This is a genomic window from Bacillus sp. EKM420B, assembly GCF_011065565.1.
GTDB lineage: Bacteria > Bacillota > Bacilli > Bacillales > Bacillaceae > Bacillus > Bacillus velezensis.
The window spans coordinates 523,512-545,069 of record NZ_JAAMNX010000002.1 but is presented as its reverse complement, the minus strand read 5'-3'; the positions used below and the strand labels follow the sequence as shown (position 1 = coordinate 545,069).

22 protein-coding genes are annotated in these 21,558 nt (G+C 46.0%); 2 read left to right on the top strand and 20 right to left on the bottom strand.

Annotated features, from left to right (window positions below; all coding sequences use genetic code 11):
• Positions 1–75 precede the first annotated feature (75 nt).
• From flgL to degS, 11 genes are all read right to left on the bottom strand, one after another.
• The gene (gene flgL / locus G9F48_RS07735) at positions 76–993 is read right to left on the bottom strand and encodes a flagellar hook-associated protein FlgL (RefSeq protein ID WP_003151396.1); all 918 of its coding nucleotides are present in this window, start codon (positions 991–993) and stop codon (positions 76–78) included.
• 11 nt (positions 994–1,004) lie between these two features.
• Positions 1,005–2,522: a flagellar hook-associated protein FlgK gene (gene flgK / locus G9F48_RS07730; protein WP_015387629.1), complete on the bottom strand. Its 1,518-nt coding sequence runs from the start codon at positions 2,520–2,522 to the stop codon at positions 1,005–1,007.
• 15 nt (positions 2,523–2,537) lie between these two features.
• A complete protein-coding gene (locus tag G9F48_RS07725; protein ID WP_071392362.1) occupies positions 2,538–3,020 on the bottom strand; it encodes a flagellar protein FlgN in 483 nt (160 codons plus the stop codon).
• Positions 3,021–3,034: 14 nt separating this feature from the next.
• A complete protein-coding gene (flgM, locus tag G9F48_RS07720; protein ID WP_003151393.1) occupies positions 3,035–3,301 on the bottom strand; it encodes a flagellar biosynthesis anti-sigma factor FlgM in 267 nt (88 codons plus the stop codon).
• 69 nt (positions 3,302–3,370) lie between these two features.
• Complete coding sequence (locus tag G9F48_RS07715; protein WP_003151392.1) at positions 3,371–3,790, bottom strand: TIGR03826 family flagellar region protein; 420 nt, start codon at positions 3,788–3,790, stop codon at positions 3,371–3,373.
• A gap of 73 nt (positions 3,791–3,863) precedes the next feature.
• Positions 3,864–4,553, bottom strand: coding sequence for a phosphoribosyltransferase family protein (locus G9F48_RS07710; RefSeq protein ID WP_202983294.1), 690 nt, complete (start codon positions 4,551–4,553; stop codon positions 3,864–3,866).
• 5 nt (positions 4,554–4,558) lie between these two features.
• A complete protein-coding gene (locus tag G9F48_RS07705) occupies positions 4,559–4,843 on the bottom strand; it encodes a late competence development ComFB family protein (RefSeq protein WP_017418816.1) in 285 nt (94 codons plus the stop codon).
• 57 nt (positions 4,844–4,900) lie between these two features.
• Entirely contained in the window at positions 4,901–6,286 is a 1,386-nt protein-coding gene (locus tag G9F48_RS07700) for a DEAD/DEAH box helicase (RefSeq protein WP_165409306.1), read from the bottom strand.
• A gap of 107 nt (positions 6,287–6,393) precedes the next feature.
• On the bottom strand, positions 6,394–7,242 hold the full coding sequence (locus tag G9F48_RS07695) for a DegV family protein (RefSeq protein WP_070082458.1): 849 nt from the start codon (positions 7,240–7,242) through the stop codon (positions 6,394–6,396).
• A gap of 97 nt (positions 7,243–7,339) precedes the next feature.
• Entirely contained in the window at positions 7,340–8,029 is a 690-nt protein-coding gene (gene degU / locus G9F48_RS07690; protein ID WP_003219701.1) for a two-component system response regulator DegU, read from the bottom strand.
• A 76-nt stretch (positions 8,030–8,105) separates the two neighbouring features.
• Positions 8,106–9,269 (bottom strand): two-component sensor histidine kinase DegS, encoded by a 1,164-nt coding sequence (gene degS, locus G9F48_RS07685; protein WP_003151385.1) that lies wholly within the window; start codon positions 9,267–9,269, stop codon positions 8,106–8,108.
• 222 nt (positions 9,270–9,491) lie between these two features.
• On the opposite strand from degS, the gene G9F48_RS07680 reads away from it, so the two are divergent.
• Entirely contained in the window at positions 9,492–10,139 is a 648-nt protein-coding gene (locus G9F48_RS07680) for a YigZ family protein (protein WP_060657503.1), read from the top strand.
• 4 nt (positions 10,140–10,143) lie between these two features.
• The gene (locus G9F48_RS07675) at positions 10,144–11,319 is read left to right on the top strand and encodes an LCP family protein (RefSeq protein ID WP_165409305.1); all 1,176 of its coding nucleotides are present in this window, start codon (positions 10,144–10,146) and stop codon (positions 11,317–11,319) included.
• 89 nt (positions 11,320–11,408) lie between these two features.
• On the opposite strand, the gene G9F48_RS07670 is transcribed toward G9F48_RS07675, so the two are convergent.
• From G9F48_RS07670 to G9F48_RS07630, 9 genes are all read right to left on the bottom strand, one after another.
• Entirely contained in the window at positions 11,409–12,485 is a 1,077-nt protein-coding gene (locus G9F48_RS07670; RefSeq protein ID WP_165409304.1) for a glycosyltransferase family 4 protein, read from the bottom strand.
• Positions 12,486–12,617: 132 nt separating this feature from the next.
• Positions 12,618–13,814, bottom strand: a complete 1,197-nt coding sequence (tuaH, locus tag G9F48_RS07665) for a teichuronic acid biosynthesis protein TuaH (protein WP_165409303.1) — start codon at positions 13,812–13,814, stop codon at positions 12,618–12,620.
• Between the two features lie 19 nt (positions 13,815–13,833).
• On the bottom strand, positions 13,834–14,592 hold the full coding sequence (gene tuaG, locus G9F48_RS07660; protein WP_138093069.1) for a teichuronic acid biosynthesis protein TuaG: 759 nt from the start codon (positions 14,590–14,592) through the stop codon (positions 13,834–13,836).
• Between the two features lie 23 nt (positions 14,593–14,615).
• Positions 14,616–15,296, bottom strand: a complete 681-nt coding sequence (gene tuaF, locus G9F48_RS07655; protein ID WP_156735502.1) for a teichuronic acid biosynthesis protein TuaF — start codon at positions 15,294–15,296, stop codon at positions 14,616–14,618.
• Positions 15,293–16,780 (bottom strand): teichuronic acid biosynthesis protein TuaE, encoded by a 1,488-nt coding sequence (tuaE, locus tag G9F48_RS07650; protein ID WP_165409302.1) that lies wholly within the window; start codon positions 16,778–16,780, stop codon positions 15,293–15,295. The genes tuaF and tuaE overlap by 4 nt, the downstream gene beginning before the upstream one ends.
• 67 nt (positions 16,781–16,847) lie before the next feature.
• Positions 16,848–18,188 (bottom strand): UDP-glucose 6-dehydrogenase TuaD, encoded by a 1,341-nt coding sequence (tuaD, locus tag G9F48_RS07645; protein WP_070082463.1) that lies wholly within the window; start codon positions 18,186–18,188, stop codon positions 16,848–16,850.
• Positions 18,189–18,192: 4 nt separating this feature from the next.
• Entirely contained in the window at positions 18,193–19,389 is a 1,197-nt protein-coding gene (gene tuaC / locus G9F48_RS07640; protein ID WP_165409301.1) for a teichuronic acid biosynthesis protein TuaC, read from the bottom strand.
• Entirely contained in the window at positions 19,386–20,834 is a 1,449-nt protein-coding gene (tuaB, locus tag G9F48_RS07635) for a teichuronic acid biosynthesis protein TuaB (protein ID WP_165409300.1), read from the bottom strand. The genes tuaC and tuaB overlap by 4 nt, the downstream gene beginning before the upstream one ends.
• Positions 20,835–20,870: 36 nt before the next feature.
• Positions 20,871–21,530, bottom strand: a complete 660-nt coding sequence (locus tag G9F48_RS07630) for an exopolysaccharide biosynthesis polyprenyl glycosylphosphotransferase (RefSeq protein WP_003151373.1) — start codon at positions 21,528–21,530, stop codon at positions 20,871–20,873.
• Positions 21,531–21,558 lie beyond the last annotated feature (28 nt).

Genomic DNA, 21,558 nt, shown 5'->3' with positions numbered 1-21,558 from the left:
TTATAGTATTTTAGTAAAAAAAGCGATCTCCCTGTTGTGAGTCGCTTTTTTTATATATTGAAGACGATAGTTATATTATTTCAGGAAGTCGATCAGTGACGGCTGAATGATATTCGCATTCACTGACAGCGCTGCTCTATGAACCGTCTGTTGAGATAAATAATCAACAATTACATCTTCCATTTCTACATCCTCATTATCCGACAATACTTTTTCAGCGGTTGCCGCTTGTGATTCCAATCTTGTCTGAATGAGTTCCAACCGGTTTGTGCGTGCCCCGATATTGGATTTTTCAGCATTCATTTTGTCAGTAAAACCGTCGATATCTGACAGAATTTGATTTGAATCTGCTTCGGACAGCGTGCCTTTGCTTAAAGAAGCTTCTAAGGAGTTGAGAAATTCAAATACATTATCTCCATTTTGTGCGACGCCACCGAAAGCTGAGTTTGGATCAGAATTCACTTTCAGCACTGCTCCGTTTGAGATGTTGATGTTAACATCCGAAGCACCGGTATAATTCTCATAGTTGTACGTATATGTGCCGTCGGCATTTTCAGTGATCGGCGGGACGTCTGAATTTGTTCCGTTAAACAGATAACGTCCGTTTACCTGAGTATTCGCGACAGAAACGAGCTGCTTTTTCAGCTGGCCGATTTCTGTACCGATTGCTTTCAATTCTGTTTCACCGTTCGAATCACTTTTCGCCTGAACCATCAAATCCCGGATTTTCCCCATAATATCCGTTTCCGAGTTTACGCTTGATTCCGAGTTTTCCAGCCATGTAAAACCTTGCGAAACATTCCGCTGATACTGGTTTACCTGCGCAAGCTGAGTACGGTACTGCATTCCCTTCATTGCGACGACCGGATCATCAGAAGCTTTCGTGATTTTTTTCCCCGTAGACACTTGCTGCTGAAGCCGATCGAGCTTGTCATAACTTGAGCCGATAAATCGAAGAGAATTTTTTGCGATCATCCCTTGAGTTACTCTCATTTACTTATCTCCTATCTTCCTCCGGTGCCCATACCGTTAATAATTTTATCGAATATTTCATCCTGCATCGTTATGATCCGCGCAGCCGCATTATAAGCGTGCTGAAACTGAATCATATTTGTCATTTCTTCATCTAAAGACACTGCACTGACTGATTGTCTCCGTTCATCGGCTGAAAGGGTGTTGCTTTCAGAGTTGTTCATAAGATTGGCCGCTTTTTGTGAATTAACGCCCAGCTTTCCGATAAGGGATTCATAAAAATCATTAATTGTAGTGGTTTCACCGTTAATAGTCAGCTTGCTGTTCTGTACGGCTGCCAGGTTTGTCGCGTTTGTGCCGTCACTTTTTTCTCCGTTTAACGACGCTGCGATATTATCAGTAGACGCAAGGATTTTGTCACTGACTTTTATTTTCGCTGCCGCACCTTTTGCCGGCACCGCTTCACCGCCGCTGAAATCAAAAAATGCTGCACCCTGTTCGCCTGTGTAGGTCTTCCCTTTTTCATGAACTGCATTAAACGCGTCAGCAAAGGATAGCGCCATATTGTCAAGAGCCGTCAGCATTTCAGGATAAAGACCTTTTTCTTCTCCGTTTGACATATAGCCGTATGATTCAATAAGACCTAAAAGTGAGCCTTTTCCGGTAAATGCATCCGCATTGACCGTACTGCTGCCGACTGACACACTCGACACGAGTCCGCTGTCCTTGTCGTAGTTGATTTTCATTTCTGAAACTGTTTTTGTGTTACCGTCGAGCAGCGTACCGAGAGAATTGTTGTTTCCATTCAGCAATTCGACGTTAACCGTGCCCTCAGCAGTCGCCAAGGCATGTCCGCCCGACTTATTATATGAAACTTTTATATTTGCCATAGAAGATAATTGATCAATCAATCTGTCTCTTTGGTCATACAAATCATTAGGGAGCATACCGCTCGGCTCAACTGCCGCTATTTGATTGTTAAGGTCATTCAGCTGATTGAGAATGGAATTGACCTGATCCGCTGTGTTATCCAGGTTCTTTTTAATATCACCCTGAATGTTAGTCAAAGAGGTAGATATATAGTTAAAACTTTCGGCAAGAGATTTCCCCTGCTCCTGCAAAACTGAGCGCGCTCCCGTATTTTCCGGATTCGTCGCCAGATCCTGAAGGGCATTCCAAAACGAACTGAGCGATCCGTTTAATCCGTTATTGTCAAGCTCTTTCATGACGCCTTCCATTTGCGACAATGAATTGGAACGGGCTGTATAGTACCCTAATTTTGTATTTTCAGTTCTGTACTGATAGTCTAAAAAACTGTCTCTGACGCGCTCAACTGAACCGGCTTTTACTCCTGTTCCGATTTGGCCGGCCGTCAGATCACTGTTTTTTGATACTGCGGGATAAGGACTCGTCGATTGTAATGTGACGCGCTGCCTCGTATATCCTTCTGTATTTGCATTTGCAACGTTATTTGAAACTGTGCTCAATGCAGTCTGCTGCGCACTCAATGCACGCCTTGCTGTTTCGAGCCCCATAAAAGTCGATGGCATTGAAAATCCTCCGTTCTAAGCTTTTGAATCGAATAATGTCAAACGGCTGACAGGTTTGCGCGCCGCTTGCGGCTCTTTATAATTCATATTCTCTTTTTCACCCGGCATGATCATATCGAATGCCCCGGAGATGAATTGTAAAGCCTGAATCGTGAGCTGTTTGTTCATCTCATTCACTTCTTTCAGACGGTCAAGAAGCGCAGACAAAGAGTGATATAACCCTTCAAGCTCCTGTTTTTCACTGCCTGAAGTTCTGGAGATGCATGCAGCAATTGTATTGTCCTCACCGCGGCTGAGAAACTGAGAAGTTAACCTGATTCGTTCTTCCTCAGTCTGCCCGATTGCCTGAATATACTTTTGCTCTTTAGTCAATATGTTGGAGAGCTCTTTTGTTTTACCTGCTTTCAGCGCTTCCGTTTTCTCCTCAGACAGCGTGAGCAGATGTTCATGCAGTGCGCAAAGTCGCTTCAGTTGATCAATAATTGGCTTTGCTGACATTGGCTTTCTCCTTTTTATTGCTTTTTATAAAAATTCACTATGTTTTCAGCGATGCTGTTTGAATCTATTTTATATGTTCCGCTCTCTATATCCGCTTTAAGCTGAGCGATTTTTTCCTGACGAGTTTTAGTGACCGCATCTGACGCATTTTGAAGCTCTTTTGCATGAGAAGAAATTTCCACTTTGTCCTTCGGCTTTGCAGCCTCTTTTTGTACGGCTTGCTTTTCGTAATTTTTTTGGTATGGATTAACGGATTGTGTTCCGTACTGATTGATTTTCATAGGATTCCTCTCGCTTTCTGTTCGCAGTCTAATTCTTTTATCGACTGCGTTATCAGTTAGTTTAGGGAATCAGGTGTTTTTGGTATTATAGGCATAGTATGTGTCTTTTGTACTGTTTTTTTCTTTGAATTCAGCGGCTGTTTTTTGGTTCATATGGTCTAATTGCGACTCAATATCTGTCTGACAGGACTTGCAGAATTTCCCCGTCCTGATCGGATTTCCGCACCTTTCGCAAGGATATGCCAAATTTGGAAGCTGGCTGATCTGAATCCTTTTTTGTTTGATAAACTTGAGGATCAGCTCTTCATCCACACCTGTTTCCTCAGTGATCTGCTGCATCGTCGACTGTCTGTTGATCTGCTTTCTCAAAAATTTATAGACGGTTTCAAATGCTTTTTCTTCTTCTTTAATACATGCCTGGCACACGGTCTGCAGGTTCGTTTTAAAAAATAAAGCATTGCATTTTGGACAATTCGCCAATTCACCCATCGTATTAACTCCTATTCCTTCTTTAATCTGCCTTATATTTCTATCAATTATATCGGCAGAAAAAAAGAATGATTTAGCTCCTGATTAAAGTAAAAGAGGAGACCGATGACGCTTTACCCGCTGTCAGCAGGACTTCGGCGGCTTGATGCAGTGTGGCGCCCGTCGTATAAATATCGTCTATTAAGATGACGTTCATACCTTCGGCCGAGTTTTCGGCTGCTGAAAACTTTTTTTCTGCGGACAGCCTTTCTGTTTTGCTCTTTTTGGATTGTTTTTCATTGTTCAGTCGGATGAGGGGGAAAATGACGGGCATTCCGAGCAGAGAGGCCAGCAGCTCGGATTGATTGAATCCGCGTTCCGCCAGCCGTTCGCCGCTCAGCGGAATAGGGATGAGAGTATGTGTATTTGATGGATATGCCGCTTTAAAGCAAACAGCAAAGTCACGTTCAAATGCTTGAATGATTTTCGCATCACCCCTGAATTTAAACCGGGCCAATGAGTCCTTCATCGCATCATTATACAAATATACCGAACGGTTTTGCCGCAGCAAAAAGCGCTTTTCCGTTTTTGATTCCCGGGCCGCACAATCAGCGCATTTTTCATTTGACTCCTGAGGCCTCCCGCATATAGTGCATACGGGGCCTTCAATTTTTTCGAATCGGCTGCTGCATATGGTGCATACCTCTTGCTCGGGCGCCAGAGAAAACAGAGATCTCCAAGTCAATGAACTTGAAATTGGTGAGTCACACAATAAACAATTCAGAGATATTACGCTCCTTCCCGAGTTTCACAGAACTCGCTTGGATTAACCGAAACAATCGCCGCTGATTCAGCCAGAATGACAAGCAGCGCTGTATTTTTCTGTTTATCAACTATCTCTGCTTTTGCATAAGCAACTTTCTTTTTATCTGTAACATATGCCGGCTCAGCCCGGTTTAATGAAAGTGCCAGTACATCATTTTTGCATACCCGGCATGTGCATTTCATATGAAGCTGAGGCATATGGCGGTCGAGAAGTTCCTTTAATATGATTTCTTTAGAATTGACAAGCATGCTGACAGCTCCTCATAGGAAAGTATGAGTATACTGTATCACGTTTTCTGAAATTAACTAGTCCAACAATTTACTTTTTTGTGCCAATTTGTTCATATGTTCTATATGTTTTTTTGCTTTTTTCATTCCGTTTGTCATTCCGAAATGAAACATGACGACATCACCGCTGAAATGTTTATAATGCCTTCCCGTTCTGCCCGCGATCTGTACGAGCGCGCTCTCAGTAAAGATAGGTGCTTCTGCGCCGAGGACACATGTCTGAACTTTGGGCACGGTAACCCCTCTTTCTAAAATCGTAGTCGTTACCAGCAGGTCAAGCCGGCCGTCTCTGAACCGTTTCACTTTATCCTTTCTGAATGTGTCTTCCGCATGTACGCCTTCTGCCCGTATGTTTAATTTCTGAAAATAATCCGTTGTCTTTTTCAATACGTGTACAGACGGAACGAATAAGAAAACCGGCAGCTGTGATTGAAGTTTTTGGCGGACCCAATCCGTTACAGAGCGCGGCAGTTTTCCTTTCTGAAGCTTCTTCTTCCAATTGCCGCACCACAAAAAACGCGGCTCCGGGAGGGGTTTCCGATGATATCTGGCCGGTATGCGAACGCTTTTCAGCAAACCGGCTTCAGCATTCTTTTTTAATGTGTCTGAAGGAGTTGCCGTTACATAAACAAGGGCGCTGTTTTTCTTCCTCGCTTTATCAACAGCGAACCTTAATGTCTCATCGGCTGAAAAAGGAAACGCATCTACTTCATCTATTATCATGACATCAAAAATGTCTCGGTAGCGCATCAGCTGGTGAGCGGTTGAAATCATCAGCGGAGTCAAGCGGCCTTTGTCCTCGCTGCCGCCGTACAAAGCAGAAACGTCGACTTTCTCAAATGCTTTTTTCAGTCTCGGCAGCAGTTCAAGTACGACATCTGTACGCGGAGTCGCGACACAGACGCGCAAACCGTGATTCAGCGCAAACTCGATACCCGGAAACAGCATCTCTGTTTTCCCCGATCCGCAAACCGCCCATACTAACAGCTCTTGTCTCTCTTTTATCGCATCTGTAAGCGCGGCGGCGGCCTGCTTCTGTCCGTCTGTCAGTGTTCCTTCCCAAGAAAGCTTTACAGGCTCCCAGCTGTTTTCAGGGGCTTGATTCCAAGAATATAATGATGTCAGTTCATCAGCCCTTCCCATCATGACACAGGCACGGCAATAGGTAATCTGCCTCTTGGCAGAGGGCGCCCAAAATGCCGCAAAGCAGGCTTGATCAGACTGACCGCATCGTTGGCAGACGTAACGGTTTTTCCGGCGGATGATTGACGGCTCGGCCGTTATATACTCTTTTTCTATAAAACGATTGATGCGCTGATCTGAAAACGGTATCTCAGCTCTCAATAAATGCCGGCCGTAAAAGAAATCCCGCACCTCTGAAAATTCTGAAGCACCTTCGGACATCTCCCTGCCTCCTTTCTGCTCAAAGTATGCCTGCCGGGAATTTTTTTGTCGAATCACGAAAATTTAATAATAAAAAAATCTCCGCCCTTGAAAACGGAGATTTTCACTTAGTTTTTAAAACACCAGCCGATTCCGATGGCGCCTTCGCCCAAATGGGTTCCGATCACGGCACCGAAATAGCTGTTATAGAATTCGACATGAGGATATTTACCGCTTAACTCCTGTATAATATCCGCCGCTTCTTCTTCCCTGTTTGCATGGATGACAGCGGCCCGCATCGGGATTCCTTTACTTGCATCCTCCCCAAACAGCTCAAAAATTCTCGAAATCGCTTTTTTGCGTGTCCGAATCTTCTCAAAAGGAACAATTACCTTATTGTCAAAATGAAGAATAGGCTTTACCTTTAACAGACCGCCGATAAAAGCCTGAGCACTGCTTAGACGCCCGCCCCGCTGGAGGTGTGATAAATCGTCCACCATAAAATACGCACGGACTGTTTTTTTCATTTCTTCCAGCTCTTTTATAATCTCTTCCGGTGAGTCAACACCGTCTTTAATGAGCTGTGCTGCCTTTAATGCATAAAAACCTTGCGCCAAACAGCTGATCTCTGAATCAAAGGGATAAACTTTAATATGATCAACCATAGTGTTTGCCGAGGCGGCGCTGTTATAAGTTCCGCTGATTCCGCTGGACAAATGTATGCTTATGACTGCGTCATATGTTTTGCCCAGTTCTTCGTACAATGCGATTAATTCACCGAAAGAAGGCTGGGACGTAGTCGGCAGCTCATCATGATTTTTTACTTCTTTATAAAAACTTCTCCAGTCGAGTTCTGTTTCTTCGCGGAATGTTTTTTCACCGAAAACCACTTGAAGAGGGATCATATGAATATGATGTTCTTGTCTCATCTCTTTCGGAATATATGCTGTACTGTCTGTTACAACTGCAATCTTCATCACTTTACCTGCCTTATTAAGTACTTAATAAGTATTTTAATAGATATGAAGCTGTAAAAAAAGACTTGCCTATTATGGCAAGTCTTCTCATACATGACTAACGCATCTCTACCCAGCCGTTTTTAATGGCTACGACAACGGCTTGTGTCCGGTCATTAACGTTCATTTTCTGCAAAATATTACTCACGTGGTTTTTCACTGTTTTCTCACTGATAAACAGTGATTCACCGATTCCGCGGTTGCTTTTTCCGTCTGCAAGCATTTGCAGCACTTCACATTCCCGTCTCGTTAATATATGTAATGGTCTCCGGATTTCCGGATAAACCTCATGCTGAGGATGAGCAGAAACTCCGCTTGTCGCAAGACGGCGGAATTCGTTGACAAGATTGTGGGTTACTTTCGGGTGAAGGTAAGATCCGCCCTCGGCTACCACTTTCACTGCTTCGATTAAAGTATCTGCGTCCATCTCTTTCAGGAGATAGCCTCTTGCACCTGTTTTTAAAGCATGAGTCACATAGTTTTCATCATCATGGATGGAGAGGATAATCACCTTAGATTCAGGGTACAGCTCAACAAGCTGTTTAGTAGCCTCTACTCCATTTACATTCGGCATATTGATGTCCATTATGACAACATCGGGATGATAATGCTCGACGATTCGAGCCGCCTCATCTCCATCGTCACCTTCTGCTACCACTTCAAAGGTAGGTTCAAAATCCAATATTCTTTTTACACCCTCACGGAATAGTTGATGGTCGTCGATAATAACAATATTTACTTTAGTCACACGCTACGCCTCCTTATCCTATTGTTCTATATGCGCCGCTGTTCGGTCAATATGTCTTTTGGCTCTATTTAACAAATTATAGGCCGAGAGATAACGGAACCTTAATCATGATAAATGTCCCAAGACCTATTTTAGAGTCTATCGTTATCGTTCCTTCAAGCAGATCTACTCTTTCTTTCATTCCCAGCAAGCCGAATGACTTGTTTTTCTTTTGTTTAGCATCCTTAATATCAAAGCCTTTTCCGTTGTCCTTAATGATAAGAACGACAAAATCAGCGGTTACTTCCACTTTTACTGTTATTTCCTCTGATTCTGAATGTTTGAGTGCATTTGTGACGGCTTCCTGAGCGAGACGGAAAAGCGCCACTTCAAATTGCGGGGCAAGCCTTTTGTTCTCCGTGTCCCCGATACACTGAAAATGTATTTTCACCTTTCCGTTGTATTCTTCAGTTGTATAAAGATATTTTCTCAGTGTCGGAATCAGCCCGAGATCGTCCAATGCCATCGGTCTTAAATCATATATAATCCTTCTGACTTCGTAAAGGGCATTCCGCACATTCTGCCGAAGATTTCTGATTTCCTGAAATCCGTCCTCCGTGCCGCGGTCGCGGAAGATCCGTTCAATTAATTCCGATCTCATCATGACATTTGCCAGCATCTGCGCGGGACCGTCATGAATTTCTCTGGAAACTCTTTTTCTTTCTTCCTCTTGGGCTTCGATGATTCTTAAGCCGAAATCTTGTTTAGCCTGCGCATCGGCAAGAAGAAGCCCTACTTGGCGAAGGTCTTGATTCAGGTAATTCAGAACGACGGTTATTTGGCTGACCAATGATTCTGACCGTTCAATGATTTCCTGAAGCCCTAAAAGCCGGCGTTCTAAATCATCTCTGCGCTCCCGCAGCTGCTTTTCACGCTGCTGGATCATCGTCAGTTCCACTTGAAGTTTGTGCGCCTTTTCATAGGCGTTGCGAATTTCTTCTTCGCTGAACTTATGGAAATTTCTGCTTACTTCAGACAAGCGGTTTCGTGCGTGCCGCGTATGAACTTCAAGTTTGTCGCCCAGCTCAATGACTTCGTACACCTGCTGTTTGATCTGTTTGAGTTCTTCAACCAGCTGCTCATATTGCTGGCGCGACTGCTCTCCGATTTGAAAAACCTCGTCCTTGCTCCCGTCCACGGTTTTCAGCATTTTCATAAGTATAGAATCCAAAACTTTGGAGTCCATCTTCGATTTATTCATCTGTCTCCCTCCGTAACGGTGTTGTTATGTATTTTTATTATAAATGTAATTGAACTGCAATTTATGTCGAATTATAATGAAAGAATGCGTATATTCTAGAAAAAAACATTTTTATATAGTATCTTACTCTTTCATGATACCAAAATATGCGCAAAAATTCTAAAGTCTGTTCGAATTTGTAGAAACAAGTCTTTTAATGCTTGTCAGGAGGGTCCAGCAATCATGCTGCACAGCTATTTAACTGTTAAAGAAGCGGGTGAACATGAGATTGTGATTGAAAAATCACGTTTTATCTGTCACCTGAGCCGTGCTGCTTCTGAAGAGGAAGCGCAGGAATTTATACAAAAGATAAAAAAACAGCACTGGAATGCGACTCATAACTGCTCAGCTTATCTGATCGGCGAAACCGACCATATACAAAAGGCCAATGATGACGGAGAACCAAGCGGAACAGCCGGCGTCCCTATGCTGGAAGTGCTGAAAAAACGCGGTCTGAAAGATACCTGCGCGGTGGTTACCCGGTATTTCGGCGGAATAAAGCTCGGTGCAGGCGGATTGATTCGTGCATATGGGAAGTCAGTGTCTGAAGGCTTAAATCATATAGGAGTTACGGAGCGGAAGCTGATGCGGATTATGCATACATCAGCGGATTATACGTGGCTCGGCAAGATAGAGAACGAACTGAGAGAATCAGTTTTTTTACTGAAAGATATCCATTATGCGGATCATGTCGAATTTGAAACGTACGTTGAAGAAAAAGACAAAGAAGCGTTTCTAAAATGGATGACAGAACTGACGAACGGCAAGAGTAAGAATACAGAGGGAGAACTGACGTATTTAGAAACAGACGTCAGCCCTAAAGGAGACTAATGTAATGGCTGAACGTGTAAGAGTGCGTGTTCGAAAGAAAAAGAAAAGCAAACGAAAGATCATATTCAAACGGATTTTGCTGCTGCTTACCCTCGTTTTGTTAGTCGCTGCCGGATTTGGCGGATACAAAGTATACAAAACGATTAATGCGGCAGATAATGCATATGATGCCCTTTCCCGCGGAGACAAATCAAAATTGCGGGATAAAGTCATCAATATGAAGAAAAAACCGTTCTCCATTTTGTTTATGGGGATCGAAAATTATGCCACCAGCGGAAAAGGCGGACGATCAGATTCTCTTATTGTGGTTACCCTTGATCCGAGAAATAAAACAATGAAAATGCTGAGTATTCCTCGTGATACGCGGGTGACGCTTGCCGGCGACACGACCGGTAACAAAACAAAAATCAATGCGGCTTTTGCTAAGGGCGGAGCGGATGAAACCGTCTCAACCGTCGAAGACTTATTAGGCATACCGATTGATAAGTATGTCACTGTCGACTTCAATGGCTTTAAGGATGTTATTGATGAGGTAGGAGGGGTCGATGTAAAAGTGCCGTTTGACTTCGACGAGATGAGTGACGTCAGTAAAAAGAAACGGATCTATTTCAAGAAAGGAAACATGCATTTGAACGGTGAGCAGGCTTTGGCTTACGCGCGGATGAGAAAGCAGGATAAGCGCGGAGACTTCGGCCGGAATGACCGCCAAAAGCAAATCTTAAACGCACTGATCGACCAAATGTCAAGAGCTGGAAATATTGCTAAAATCGATAAAATCGCTGAAACAGCGAGCAATAACGTCCAAACGAATATCCGAATCACTGAAGGACTCGCTCTTCAGCAGATTTACAGCGGCTTTACCAGCAAAAAGATTGATACACTGACCATAACAGGATCAGATTTATATTTAGGCGGAACCGCAACTACGCGCGGAACATATTATTTCCAGCCGGATCCAACCAATCTCGAGAAAGTACGGCAGGAATTGCAGAAGCACCTGGATTACCCGTCCGGAAACAGCACGGCATCCGATCCCGCTTCTGACAGCACCGGAACGGACAGTACGACTGATTCGACTTCCGACAGCACGGGAATAGGCGGTACAACCGATTCAACCAACGGTACTGCAGGTGCAAACGGTACGGACAGCACACAGTCCGGCGGCACAACAGGCTATTAAGAGTAAACCCGATCCTTTGAGCAGGATCGGGTTTTTCTATATAATAAGAGAATAGCAAAAAAGCAGACCATTCGCATGATCTGCTCTTTTTAATTTTTCTTTACCAATCTTTTGTAAAACTTGGTAAATGGTTTAAATTGTTCATTTACTAACCCTGTGACCTCTGCTATGATTTGCATAAATACAATCAATATAAAAATAATAAACAGCGAAAGCCATATGGTCGCGCTTTTCAGCAGGATGGCACTGACGCTGAAAATAAAGCCGATTAAATAAATGATAATGACGGCCGTGCGGTGTGACAGCCCGAAGGCCATCAGCCGGTGGTGTATATGTGACTTATCAGGCGCTGAGATCGGCTGTTTGTTTAAAATCCGCCTGATGACGGCGAATGTCGTATCAAAAATCGGCACGCCCAAAATGATGATCGGAATGATGATACTGAATAAAGTAACACTTTTATAAAGACCTAATAATGAGAGTACTGAGATGACGTATCCGAGAAAGAGCGATCCGGTATCTCCCATAAATATCTTTGCCGGGTGAAAATTATAAAATAAAAATCCGAGTGTGCTTCCTATCACGACAAGTGAAAGTGACAGAATAAGGATTTTCCCTCCGGATAACGCCATAACGGCGATAGTGGAGAGTCCGATGACCGACAGGCCGGCAGCGAGTCCGTCCAAACCGTCAATCAGGTTCATCGCATTCGTAATACCGACGATCCATAACACAGTCAGCGGGTAAGCGACCCATCCCAATTCTAAACGTTCCGTTAAAAACGGTACGGAGAAAAAGTCCATTTTCAGTCCCGTGCTCACAATCATAATGGCCACGGCCAGCTGGACGAAAAACTTTACCTTTGCGCTTAATTGGTATTTATCATCAAGGATTCCTAAAATAACAATAATAAACGCACCCACCGTAATGGCGGTCATTTTCGTTTCATTATATATACCGGCCGCGAGCACACCCGCCGCTACGCCGATAAAGATGGCCAAGCCGCCCATACGGGGCATTATTTTATCATGTACTTTTCGGTTGCTGGGCTGGTCAACTGCACCTATTTTGATCGCAATTTTTTTTACGATAGGAGTTAGGATTAAAACCGTTAGCAGAGAGACAAAAAACGCAACAACTATGCGAAACATGCGTTCGTCAAGCATAAAGAAGTCTCCTTTGGAATTATATGAAGTCTTTTCTGATATTGAACCGTTCCTTCCATTATAATTCTTACTAGTTATTATAACAAGCATCATCAAAAAGAAACACACAAATCAAAAAATGCGCTTTCCCTTTTAATGGGATTGCGCATTTTCCAATATACCCGTGCATTCAAGCATTCGGCCGAATAAAACATTCCAATCCCGTCCCCGGGCCAATTCACGGCGCAAAGCCTCATATGATCCGCTGCGGTCCGCTGCCAGAAGCCCTTCGCAGGCCGCGATGAAATCTGCGGGGTCGCTCCCTTCAACGTATTCATAAACGTAAGGCCTTTTGATTTTTGACGTAGAAGAAAGGTTGCAGCCGACAACCGGTTTTCCGGCGGCTAAAAATTCAAAAAGCTTAAGCGGAAATACCGCGTCATTATAAGGTGAATTTTTATACGGCATGATGCCGATGTCGACAAGCTGCATATAGGACGGCACTTCATTCGGCGCGGCAGGTCCCGTCCAGATGACATTCGGGCGTTCCAGAAGCGACTCGAAATCCGGATCGTCCTGAGCCGTGTTCGGGCCCACCAATAAAATCGTCCAGTCAGGCCGCAAATCTGCCGTTTCCGCCATAAGCGCAAAATCGAGCTTCGGTTTGATTCCGCCGATAAAACCGAGAACCGTTCCGTTTCTTCCCCGTAAAATGTCTTCATCCGGCTGTTTATTTTCCCGTGAAAACAGGTCATATTCCACTCCGTTTTCAATGGTGAACACTTTCTGGTGCGGGTTCTCCAGCTTTTTTCCGACCTCCCGGTGCAGACAGTCAGATGTGCAGGTGATGGAATCGGCACGCTGAATGATTCTCATTTCAGCCTGTTTAATGATGTTTCTTCTTACATTTGACAGCACACTAGCGCGGCCGCTGATCGGAGCGGCCCACAGATCACTGCAATCGTAAATCACTTCATCCCAAGGAAACAGATCTGCCAGAAGCGGAAAACCGGGGAAGGTGTACCATAAGCAGCAGCGGGCCTCCTCTCCTTCTTCCTTCAGCATGTTCAACAGTGGTGAAAGTTTATGCCTGTAACACATGTCTGTATACCTGCCGAAACGGAATGCTTTTTGCTGCATGAGATCCTTTACAGTGAACTGCCGGATTCCCTCGGCGATCCCGGCCATCTGACCATCATTGGCTCGCGGTGACGGGCATACCCAAATGACGCTTTTCGTTTCTTTTTGCCGGGCAAGAAATTCAGCCAGCCGGTGCCGTCTGTATCTCAGCCGGTCATGCCCCCATTCCGCCGCTCCGACGATTACGTGAATAATCGGTTCCACCTTCATCACCCAGCTCCTCTGACGCCTACAGTCTTTTCAAGACCGCGTTTTTCGCATATTGCATAAAACACCACGAAGCCTTGATAAAATGCAGGCGCTCAATTTCTCTATAAACAAACCACGTTTTTTTTGCGGCTTTCCACTTGTTGCTTGAAATCGAATTCTGCACAAGCCTGTATTCTGAAAGGCACTCATTCAGGCCGTAAGCCGTAAATCCCCTTTTCAGCAGGGAAAGCCAAGTCGCCAAATCCTGCCGCGTTCTGATATCAGGCATTTGAATCTGCCCCGTCTGCTCTCTGTCAATCATGACCGTTAAACATCCGATAATCGTGTTTTTTAAAGCTTCATCATATGACAGGCTTTCAGGGGCTTGAATCGTTTTGTCCGTCGGCGTTCCGTCCTGCTCCATGACGCTGTAGCCCGTAAATGAAAAAGCGCAGGAACGCTCCGCCATAAACGCAAGCTGTTTTTGAAGCTTTTCCTTTTTCCATCTGTCATCGCTGTCCAGAAATGCGACATAACGCCCCTCGGCATGCTCGAGGGCTGTATTTCTGGCAGCCGCGGCTCCCTTGTTCTCGTCTAAATAAACGACGCGGATCCGCTCATCCTTTTGTTCATATTGCCGTAAAATATCTCTCGTTCCGTCCGTTGAACAATCATCCGCAATGATCATTTCCCAATGGGGATGGCTTTGATGTAAAACGGACTGAATCGTGTCTTCGATATATTCACTTGCATTATAAGACGGTGTAATGACAGATACGAAAGGTTTCCAGTTTGTCATGGTCACATCTCCATCGCAGATTTTTACAAGGACTCTCTAAAAAACTCAGGAATGACAATGAACATAAATGCTACTGCAATGCCGATTAAAACACCCAGAACCGCTTTCTTTTTCGGCGGCATGCCTTGTCCCGCCGTTTCATTCATCGGCTCTGAATTGATGACGCCGGCCGCTTTCAGGTTCAGCTGCGTATTTTTCAATTCGTATAAAAATCGTTCCTTATCCACTTTGGCGTCCGCGCTGACGGTTTCTCCTTCAAGCGCAGCAATACTCTGCCGCACTACTTTTGCCCGTTTTTCAAACAGGTCCTGATCATTCTTCAGAAAAGTTGTTATGACGGCTTGAAACACCGATTCGGTCTCCTGTTTGTTTTGGCCGCTGTAGCTGACCGTGATCAATGAATCTGATTGTGTTTCGACAGTCAGTTTACTTTTCACGGCCGCTCTTTCTGCGTCTGTTTTATCAGGCAGAGCCTGCTTTAAAAAGGCATCGCTCGTCAAAAGGAGCGGGATTTCTTTTGTATTGTTATAAAGCGGATGATCATAATTTCCCGCGGCGATCGCGGCTTCTGATGTAAAACTGCTGTTTCCGCTTATTTTTGACGGCAATACATATCCCGCCGCCCCTAACACAACGGGCAGCGCAATGATCCAAATGATATTCTTTTTGATACGCCGGGTTATTCTTGTCAACATATCCTTCATCTCGCATCTCCCTGTTTTTCATAGTACGCCGTGACGGCAGGCTCCTTTTGTAAACGCCTCAATATATTGACCGCCGCGATCACGAGCGAGAGAAATACCCAGTGGAAAAATAAATTTGATACGGAGCTTGGGCTGATGCTGCTTACCAAAAAACCGGCCATCGCCGTGATAAGTCCTTCTGTGATCAGTCTTGACTGATTTTCCGATTTTCTTTCATGACATTTATAAAGTGTCCAAAAAAGGAACAAATAGACTGTCAGGTAACCGAGCATCGTAAGCACGCCGAAGTTCGCCATAATCTCGACGAGCCAGTTGTGCACCTCAACTACGCCGCCCGTATCATAAACGGGCTCCGCTTTTAAATAGTAAGAGACGTTTCCGGCACCCACTCCGAACCCCCAGGAATCAATCACATAGTGAAAGGCGTTCTTTAAAAGATTCGCCCTCGCAAGGTTGGAAGGAAGCGGCTGCTGTCCCGGCATCGCCTGCGGAGCTGAAAACAGATTCAAGACGGCATTGGTGATACGGCCCGCAAATAAAACCGCAAACAGCGCAGCACCCGCTCCCGCAGCGTACAGCGCGAATTTTTTCAACAGGGAAGGCAGCAGGATGAAGACGTATACAGCCGCCCCTGCGCATATGCCCAGCAGACTCGCGCGCGAACCGGTCAAAATGATTAAATACAAAGCGCAGATCGCAAAGAGCAGGCTGACGGCCTTCACATAGCCGTTTTTCATATTTTTCACCGCCGCCGTATACAGAAAGAAACTGATGCACAAAAACGTCGCGAAATCATTTTGATTAAAGAAAACGGACGTCGGATAATGCTGTTTGTACTGCGGGCCGTTATAAAGCGTGGAGCTCGGCAGATGGTTGTGTGTAAAATGGTTGTAAAAGCCGATCGCCATCACAAAAATGGTCATCACAAGCCATATGCCGTAAAAAACCATCAGCTGATCAAAGCGCTGAATGAACATGACAATAAGATAAATCAAAAACATGCCCATTCCCATTAAAGCTAAATATTTAATCCCGTACGTCACGGATTTTGCCCACAATAACGATAGGAGACCGTATGTAAACCATAAGGCGAAAAACATCAGAATCCCTTTTACATTCACCCGATTCCATCTGTCAATATGATGACGGTTTGTCAGGATGCCGGCGATGTGAAGGGCGCCCGCCCCGATTAATAACAGCCGGTATATAAATAAGCTGAAAAATCCGAGATGAACCGCAAAGAAGGCCTGGTTTAAAAATGTACACGCGATCAGTATATAAATGAGCCCCATAAACATCTGACCGTTTGTTGTAAAGGCGGATAGCAAAGCAAGTCCGGCAATGCCGATCATGGCGGCAAGCAGCAGCACGGTGATTTTTCCGAAGCCGGCATCCTCCCTGACCGCCCCCAGCATGATGCATCCTCCTGTAATGACAGCGGCAAGCAGCACAAGAACATGTGCCGCTGAACGTTTGATACTCACATGGCAAACCCCTTTCCAAAACCGGCAGCCGAGCCGGACTGCCGAGAGCCTGAAAACAAATCTTTTTCTATCTTGCCAGTTCTTTTATTTGCCGATCGGCATGAACCGCCGGACGTCCGACGGAATGATAAGTGAATCCTGAAACCCTCATATACTCCAACGGAAACATATTTCTGCCGTCAATGATGACCGGCTGTTTGAGCAGCTGCTTCACTCTCTGAAGATCCATCTCCTTGACTTCCGGCCAATCTGTTGTAATCAGGCATGCGTCCGCGTTTTTGATGGCACTGTACATCTCTGTGTGATATTCAATGCCGCCTTCTCCTAATATCGCTGACGCTTCGGGAATCGCGATCGGATCATACGCTTTCACGTGAGCACCCTGCTCTTTAAGACTTGTGATGATATCAAGAGCCGGGGCGGAGCGGACATCATTTGTATGCGGTTTAAAGGCCAGCCCCAGTACGGCCACGGTTTTCCCTTTTAAGGGACCGATGGCGCGGTTCAATTTTTCCGTAATACGGACCCGCTGCTTCTGATTGGTTTCAATGACCGCTTCCATCATTTCAAACGGATAGCCGGCGGCGTTTGCGATATGCAATAAAGCCGTTGTATCCTTCGGAAAGCAGGATCCGCCGAATCCGATGCCCGCCTGCAGAAATTTATTCCCGATCCGGCTGTCAAGGCCGACGCCTTCTGACACGTGAGAGATGTCCGCCCCGACACGTTCGCAAATATTGGCGATATCGTTAATAAAAGATATTTTGGCGGCTAAAAAAGCATTTGCGGCATACTTAATCATTTCCGCGCTTTCAAGATTGGTCTTTACGATCTTCGTACGGAACGGCTTATGAAGCTCTTCAATGACCGAAGCGGCATGTTCGCTTGTGGCGCCGATAACCGCCCGCTCCATCTGCATCGTATCCCGCACCGCCGAACCTTCGCGGAGGAATTCAGGATTTGACGCGACATCAAACGGATATTTCCCCTTTGACGCTTCGCTGACGATTTGGTAAACGAGCTTTCCCGTCCCGACCGGAACAGTGCTTTTGGTGACAATGATTTTGTATCCGTTCAGCTGTTCTCCGATTGTTTGCGCCGCTGCCTTAATGTAGGTCAGATCGGCTTCACCCGTCTTTGACATCGGCGTACCGACGGCGATATAGATGATATCAGCGGCTTTCACAGCCGGCTCAATATCGGCCGTAAAGGATAACCGCCCGGCACTGACATTTTTTTCAGCTAATTCCTCAAGCCCCGGTTCATATATCGGGATGACTCCGTTTTGCAAGCTTCTGATTTTCGCTTCATTGATGTCACAGCAAGTCACATGATGGCCGATTTCCGCAAAACAAGTTCCAGATACAAGACCTACATACCCTGTTCCTAATACAGCGATTTTTTTCACAGCTTCATCCCTCTTTCGAAAGGTTCTCCTCTTGCCCGGGCCGGTTCATGACGGACCGGTATTTCTCTTTCAGCGTTTTCGCGTTTTGGCTTGCGTCAAAATACGTGCGGACGGTTTGATAAAGTTCCTCGGCTGTTTGCGGCGTCCAAGCCTCTCCTTCGTCATATTGCAGAACGGATTCTGCCAGCGTGTCAGGTGAACCCGGCTTGATCAGCAAACCTCTATATTTCCCAAATAAAGAAGCCAATCCTCCGACATCGGTACAGATCACCGGCACCTTCAGAGCGAGCGCCTCAATGACCACAGTCGGCATGCCTTCGCTGTAGGACGGCAGCGCCATTACATCCGAGGCCAGCAGATAGTCCTGTACCTTGTCGTTCGGCACTTGCCCCGTGACGATATGAGCGGCTTCACGCAATGAAGATTCGGCGGGACCGTCACCGACAAAAACAGCTTCATATCTTTCATCCAATGACTGAACGGCTTTTGATAAGTCGAAAACACCTTTCTCTTTGACAAGCCTGCCGATGAACACGATCAGTTTTTTATCCGGAGGAAGGCCGAGCCGTTTTCTGACGGCTTCTTTCGTCTCGTTCCTTTTTCGGAAGGCGTCAAGCGTGATGCCGATCGGAAGCACGCTGCACTCCGCTTCGATGAGCTTTTTCATTTGTTCCCGCAGACTGCCGCTCACAGCGTAAATATCGGCTGCTTCCCGCACCGCAAATGTAAATGCGCGATGAGCGCTTTTGCTGTAATGCGGATAGACATTGACATCACTGCCATGCAAGGTCAGCACATACGGGATGCCTAAAGCCTTTGACACAATGGCCGCCGCTCCGCCTGACGGCATGGCGAAATGCGCGTGAATGAGATCGGGCTTCAGGCCATGATTTTTAATTTCGGAAAGAACCGATGACGCCATTCTTTTATGCGGCTGCGCCCATTTCAGCTGTCCGGGAACCGCCTGATAAAACGGCCGGTGGACGGACACGCCTCTCCGCCATTCATGCGCCGGCCTCATATCCTTTTGCCGATACGTCTTTTTCAGCACCCGGAATGGCGCGGCGAGTTTCGGCCGCGGACAAATGACAGTCATCTCCGCGCCAAGCTTTCTCAGTTCTTGGGCCTGCGTCTCATGAAAAACGCCTTCTCCCGGCTTCTCACTGCTCGGATATACACTTGTCATCCACAATACCTTCATAGCAAACGTCCTTTTCTTAATTTACTTTTCATATGCGGATAAGCTTTGCCTAACAGGAATAAATAACACAACGCGCCGCAGGCTACGGAGATCGCCAGCCGCAGCTTGACATCAAGGCTGATCCGCTCCGTTCCGAAGCTGGCTGTAAAGGCGATGACACCCATTGCCGCCGTAAGCAGAAACGGTTTGGCCACGGCTTTGAAGTAAGCCGACAGCCGCAGCTTAATGACATATGCCAGCAGCCAGCGCCCGATCAGGAAATTCAGGATGCTGATGAAAGCGTACGTCCAGGCTACCGTCAAGAGATTTCCGGACAGCACGGCGGCGTACAAAGATGCACCATACAGCAGCATCACCCCGGCGTCCCAATAAAATGCCAGATCGGCCCGCCCTTTTGCCAGCAGCACAGATCCGTTCGGATTCATCAGAACCCTTAAAATCCCGACGATGGCGAGAACGTTTAAAACCGGGACAGCCGCCAGCCATTTTTCTCCGAAAACCGAAGCCACGAATGCATCCGATACTGAAACCAAACCGAGCAAGAGCGGAAAGGATATCAGCGCGAGTATTTTGGTCATATTGAGAAACCCTTCTCTGATAACGCTGTTTTCATGCTTGTTTTTCGCAAAGACGGGAAACGCGACTCTCGTAATGATCGGATTAATTTTTAATACCGGAAGCGTGACAATCTGGTAAGCCAGATTGTAAATACCGAGCGCCTCGGCGCCGATAAAACTGCCGATCAAAATCATATCAATATTCGCTCCGAGCCGGTTCACAAGCCGGGAAGACAGCTGAAAGGCTCCGAAAGAAAAGAAGCCTTTCATTCCCTTCAGATCAAAAACGAACGCCGGTCTCCATGTTTTTCTGCAGGACACCCAGTACAGAATGCCTTTTGACGATTGCAGCAGCACCTGGGAAATCACATACGCGAGAATCGGGTTCGTATAAAAAACCGCAGCCGCCAAGTAAACGAAGGACAGCACATTTGAAAAGATTTCAATCTTGCTTAGCGTGTTAAATGCCAGCGCTTTTTGCAGCATATACTGATATTGCTGACCGATCGGCGCGATTAAAAACATGACGGCCAGCACGCGAATTAAATAGACAAGCTCCTCCCGCCGATAAAAATCGGCAATGAGCGGACTGCTGAAGAACAGCAGCGCAAACAGCGCAAGCCCCGTTATGATATTCAGCCAGTACAAGGAAGACATCTGTTTTTCAGTCACATGATCTTCTTGAATGAGCGCGGCGCCAAAACCCATATCAAGCGCAATTTGGGCAAACACCACTACCGTTGTGATCATGCCGACAAGGCCGAATTCAGCCAGTGACATGACCCGCCCGAGCAGGGCGAATTGGACAATTTGAATGACCGTAATACACGCTGTCGAAATACTTGTCCATTTGGCGCCGCTCAAAATTTGATTTGTAATACTAGGCATCGTTTTCCCTACTTTTTTGTCTGCTGACCAGAATTTTTATCGCGCCCCGTCACCGGTCCAGATCACTTTGCACGTTTTGAGCATAATCTTCAGTTCCAATGAAAAGGTCAGGTTGCGGATATAATATAAGTCAAACATCAGTTTTTCCCTCGGTGTCATGTCATATCCCCCGTTGACCTGCGCCCAGCCGCTTAATCCCGGCTTAACGGCCAGCCGCTCCGTAAACCCCGGAATCTCAGCCTGAAACTGTTCCGTAAACACGGGACGCTCAGGACGCGGGCCGATCAGGCTCATTTCTCCCCGAAGCACATTTACCAGCTGCGGCAGCTCATCAATACGGGTCCTTCTGATAAAAGCGCCGACCTTTGTCACGCGGGGATCCTTTTTCAGCGCCCAGACCGCCCCCGATTTTTCAGCATCTATTTTCATAGAGCGGAGCTTATACAAATAAAACGGCTTCCCGTCTTTGCCTACCCGCTCCTGCTTGTAAAAAGCCGGACCGGGCGACTCCAAACGAATCAGTATGGAGAACAGGCCCATCACCGGGAGCGCCGCCAAAAGCCCCGCAAGCGCAAACACAATGTCCATGAATCGCTTAAAAGCCAAATAACGGGCCGTTCTTTCCGTAACGGCAGCGGAAGTCCCCTGCCGCACTGCATAGTTATTATTTACATTCATGCTTTTCTCTGCTCCCACTGACACACACCTCACGATTTGTTGGGAT